Below are 4,466 nucleotides of genomic sequence, written 5' to 3'. Positions count from 1 at the left end.
CCCCGCGGCGGGTGCCCCCCCCCCCCCCTGCCGGTTGGTGGGCCCCCCCCGGCAACCACACACCCCCCCCCGCCCCCCCCCGCACCCACGGGCGCCGCCTTCGCCGCCCCCCCCCTACCGCTGCCTCGGTGACGCTTGGTCAACGGCTCTCGTCTGTATACGGCCGCAGGCCGTGTGCGGCATCCCGGGGGCGGCCGGACCGGGCGGACGTGCCGCCGGGGACCGTGATCGCCGTTGCCCCAGCTTCCCCGAGGCTGGGTTCGGTCGGCTGCTCTTAGGCCGCCGAGGTTGCTCGCGGTGGGCGCGGGGTTGGGGTGTTGGCTGCCGGGAGCAGCCAACCTACCGGCACTGTTGGGACGTCGCACACGGCCTTCGGCCGTGCACGACCTACCCGTTCCGGGAGGCCGTAGCTGGGCGGTAGGTCGGCTGCGCGCAGGCAGCCCACCGTGCGCCCCGGGGGTTTTGCTACGACAAAACTGGGCTGGTTGTTTGGTTCCACCTGCCCCCCACCACCCCCCCCCGCCCCCCCCCGCTAGCAAGGTGGGCTGACTGCGCGCCCCCCCCCTACAGCCCAGCTACGGCCTCCCGGAACGGGTAGGTCCTGCACGGCCAAAGGCCGTGTGCGACGTCCCAACAGTTCCCGTAGGCTGGCTGCTCCCGGCAGCCAACATCCGCGGCCGGCACCCGCCGCGAGCAACGTCGGCTGCCTTCGAGCAGCCGACCTACAGCCCGGCTACGGCCTCCCGGAACGGGTAGGTCGTGCACGGCCAAAGGCCGTGTGCGACGTCCCAACAGTTCCGGTAGGTTGGCTGCTCCTGGCAGCCAACACCCCAACCCGGCGCCCACCGCGAGCAACGTCGGCTGCCTTCGAGCAGCCGACCTACCGCTGCCTCGGTGACGCTTGGTCAACGGCTCTCGTCTGTATACGGCCGCAGGCCGTGTGCGGCATCCCGGGGGCGGCCGGACCTGGCACGCTGTCGTACCGCCTCCGGTAGGTTCGCTGCTCCCGGCAGCCAACATCACCATGCCGAGGCATTGGAGCGGGGAATGTCGGCTGCCAGGCGCAGCACCCGTAGGTCGTGCGCCGAAGGCGTGCGACATAGACCTACGGAAGATGGGGTATCGTCCGGCACAGGTCAGGCGCGCGACGTCTCGGGCGGTGGCGGGGGATGTCGCACACGGCCTTTGGCCGTGCACGACCTACCGGAGGTCGGCGACGGTGGGCGGGTTGACTGCCCTCGCCCGGCGCGGGATCAGGCCCGGATGTACGCCCAGCCCTCGGCCTGGAGTTCCGCCAGGGTGACCACAGCGGCGTCGACCTCTGCCACGCCGGCGGTGTTTTCCAGCCCCTGGGCCGCCAGGGAGTTGCGGCACAGGCGCAGGTGGTTATCCATCGCATCCGGGGTCGCCAGGGCCGTGGCCACGGCGGCGCCGTTGGCGATGATGCGTACCTCGGCGTCCCGACGGGCGCTGAGCAGGTTGGCGGCGTTGCGCCGGGCCCGTGCCAGGGCCTCGGGTGTGGGGGCGTGCAGCAGCACGCGCAGGGGGGCACTCATGCAATCATCTCCTCGACACGCTGCACCAGGGCGGAGAACGCCGGGTGGTCACGGCGCCCGTCCAGGGGCAACCCTACCTCCACCGTATCGATCACCCCGGCGGGATGCCCGGTGTCCTGGCCGCCCAGTACCATCACGCGGTCCGCCAGTGACACCGCCTCTTCGATATCGTGCGTGACGAAGACGATGGCGGCCTCGGTGCGCCGGCGCAGCTTGACGAGCTCCTGCTGCAGGCGCCGCCGGGTGATCGCGTCCAGGGCCGAGAAGGGCTCGTCCATGAACAGGACCTGCGGCCGGACCGCGAGGGCCCGGGCGATGCCCACCCGCTGCTGCTGGCCGCCGGAGAGCGTGTGCGGCCACCGCCCGGCGTACTCCTCCAGCCCCACCAGGGCCAGCGGCTCCATGGCGCGGCGCCGGCGCTCCGCCCGGGAGAGCCCGAGCCCTTCCAGGCCCAGCTCGACGTTGGCGCGCACGCGCCGCCAGGGGAAAAGCCGCGGCGCCTGGAAGACCATCGACCACGCGCGGGAAGCGTCCGCACGACGCGCGGGGATGCTCACCTCGCCGTCGTGGGGGGCGATCAGCCCGGTGAGGGCGCGCAGCAGGGTCGACTTGCCTACCCCGGAGGTGCCGACCACCGCCGTGAACTCCTGGGGGTGGAGGGTCAGGTCCACGTCAGTGAGCACGGTGGTGTGACCGAACCCCAGACTCAGGTTCCGTGCGTTGAGCACGGGTGCGCTCGCGCTCGTCACCGCGCTCATGGCTGCCACCTCAGCATCCGGCGCTGGACCAGCATGAACACGAAGTCGAGCAGCGCGTAAAGGGCGGCGATGGTGAGCATGTAGACCACCACGATATCCGTCGCCAGCAGGCTGGAGGCCTCCATCATCCGCTGGCCGATGCCCGGGATGCCGAACAGCTCGGCGGCCACCACGGTCATCCAGCCCTGGCCGAGGCCGGCACGCAGGCCGCCGAGAATGCCGGGCGACGCCGCGGGCAGGTTGACCTTGGCGAGCCGGGGCAGGAAGCCGTGCTGCCCGAAGGCCCGAGCCACCTCGTCATAGCCGGGGTCGACGGAGCGCACGGCGCTGTAGCTGGCGAAGTAGTTGATCCAGAAGACCCCGATACTGATGATGAACGCCGCCGCCGTCGGGGTGACGCCGAACCAGATGATGGCGAAGGGGATCCAGGCCAGCGGCGGAATCGGGCGCAGCAGCCGCGCCAGCCAGGCGTGGGCGGCGTCGAAGCGCGGCAGCAGCGCCGCCGACACGCCCACGAGGATGCCCAGCACGGACCCCACCAGCAGGCCGACGCTGTAATGCGCGAGGCTGGAGCCCACGACCTCGAACCAGATGCCGTCGGAGAGCTCGAGCCACAGCACACCGGGGATCGCCGAGGGCAGCGGCACGAGGGTGCCGGGCAGCAGCCCGCTGCGCAGCGTCAGCTCCCACAGCGCCAGGAACACGCCCACCCCGAGGGCGCTGTAGAGAACGCGTCGCGGGCGGGACAACGTGGTCATTCCTCGCCGGCCGACTGCGCGCTGACCGTGTCGTACACGCTGGTGTCGAAGAGCGCATCCAGGTCCACGGGCTTGCGCAGGCTGCCCTGCTCCATCTGGAAGTCACGCATGCGCCGGGTGCCCTCGCGGATGGCGTGCGGGTCGGCGAGGTAGTTCGACGACGGCGAGGCGAGCGCCTTCTCCACCGTGTCCAGACCGATGAGCCGGCGGCCGACGAACTCGCGGACATAGGGCGCGGCCTGTTCCGTATCCTCCTCGAGCATGCCGGTCGCACGCAGGTGCAACGCCATGAGCTCGCGCACCGCCTCGGGGTGCGCCTTCAGCGTCTCCTCGCGGACGGCGAGCACGGCCCCGGGCTGGCCGGGCAGCATCTCGTCGGCCCGGGCCACGACCCGGGCACCGTCGGCGCGCTCCTGCACGGTGGTCAGGATCGGCTCGAGAATCGAGGCCGCGTCCACGGCGCCGGCCAGCAGCGCCTGCTGGACCCGGTCCGCGCCCATGGCCACGATATCCACCGCATCCACGCCGACGCCGAGCCGCTTCGTCAGCCAGTAGCGCAGCACGGTGTCGGGCACCGAGCCCTGGGGAAACGTCGCGATCTTGGGCTTGTGGCCCTGCGTCTCGGTGAAGCGGGCGATGGCCTCCGCCGGGTCATTGGCCTCGAACAGCGAGGCGAACTCACCACGGGCCACCAGGCCGATCTGCTCGCGGATACTCGCGGCCAGGACCTTGATCGGCACGCCGTTGGCGCGCGAGACCATGGCCGGCCCGATGCCGAAGTACATGACGTCCAGCTCGCCAGAGGCCAGCGCCTGGACCATGGCCGGACCACTGGAGAAGCGGGTCAGCTCCAGGTCGAGCCCGGCGTCGTCGGTCCAGCCCGCCCCTTCCATCACGAACAGCTGCGCCACGGGCAGGATCGGCATGTAACCGACCTCCAGGCGCGTGGTGTCCTGGGCCTGGGCAGCGCTGCCGAGACTCAGCAGACCGGCAATCAGCACGGCAAGCAGACGGGCACGTGACATCGAATGCCTCCGGGAATGGGTTATAACGTGCCAGTCTAACGATTAATTTCTTATAACTTAACACGCGTTTTGAAACACTTGGTTATTACGATGTTCCTGTCTGGAAGAAGGCACACGGCACGTCGCGGCGGGCATCGGGGGAGCTGCCGGCTGCCAGGAGCGGTACGTGTAGGTCGGCGGGGCCGGGGGGCCCCCCACCGCCGGCCGTGGGAGGGGGCCGGGGGGTGTGGGGCGCCCGGCGGCGGCGCCCCCCCCGGGCGGCCCAGCCGGCGGTGCCTCACCAGCCCCGGCCCCGGGGGACAACGGGCACATACGGGGTAACAGGTGGGGCGCGCCAGGCAGTCGAAGCTGCCGGCCCCCCAGGGGCGG

The 4,466-nt window shown here is 71.4% G+C and carries 4 protein-coding genes; all 4 read right to left on the bottom strand.

Features of this window, described 5'->3' with window-relative positions; translation table 11 throughout:
* Positions 1–1,253: 1,253 nt before the first annotated feature.
* Genes ACEZHJ_RS00115 through ACEZHJ_RS00100 form a run of 4 tightly spaced genes read right to left on the bottom strand, consistent with a single transcriptional unit; the run spans position 1,254 to position 4,097 of the window.
* Positions 1,254–1,556 carry a hypothetical protein gene (locus tag ACEZHJ_RS00115; RefSeq protein ID WP_163144473.1) on the bottom strand — a complete coding sequence of 101 codons (303 nt, stop codon included), beginning with the start codon at positions 1,554–1,556 and terminating at the stop codon, positions 1,254–1,256.
* Positions 1,553–2,314, bottom strand: coding sequence for an ABC transporter ATP-binding protein (locus ACEZHJ_RS00110; protein ID WP_375036093.1), 762 nt, complete (start codon positions 2,312–2,314; stop codon positions 1,553–1,555). The genes ACEZHJ_RS00115 and ACEZHJ_RS00110 overlap by 4 nt, the downstream gene beginning before the upstream one ends.
* Positions 2,311–3,072: an ABC transporter permease gene (locus ACEZHJ_RS00105; protein WP_375036092.1), complete on the bottom strand. Its 762-nt coding sequence runs from the start codon at positions 3,070–3,072 to the stop codon at positions 2,311–2,313. Before ACEZHJ_RS00105 ends, ACEZHJ_RS00110 begins: the two co-directional genes overlap by 4 nt.
* The gene (locus ACEZHJ_RS00100; RefSeq protein ID WP_163143159.1) at positions 3,069–4,097 is read right to left on the bottom strand and encodes an ABC transporter substrate-binding protein; all 1,029 of its coding nucleotides are present in this window, start codon (positions 4,095–4,097) and stop codon (positions 3,069–3,071) included. Before ACEZHJ_RS00100 ends, ACEZHJ_RS00105 begins: the two co-directional genes overlap by 4 nt.
* Between the last annotated feature and the right edge of the window lie 369 nt (positions 4,098–4,466).

Origin of the sequence: Arhodomonas sp. KWT2, from assembly GCF_041949875.1 — a bacterium.
Lineage (GTDB): Bacteria > Pseudomonadota > Gammaproteobacteria > Nitrococcales > Nitrococcaceae > Arhodomonas > Arhodomonas aquaeolei.
The sequence above is the reverse complement of the archived record's forward strand: the minus strand, read 5'-3'. Positions and strand labels throughout refer to the sequence as shown.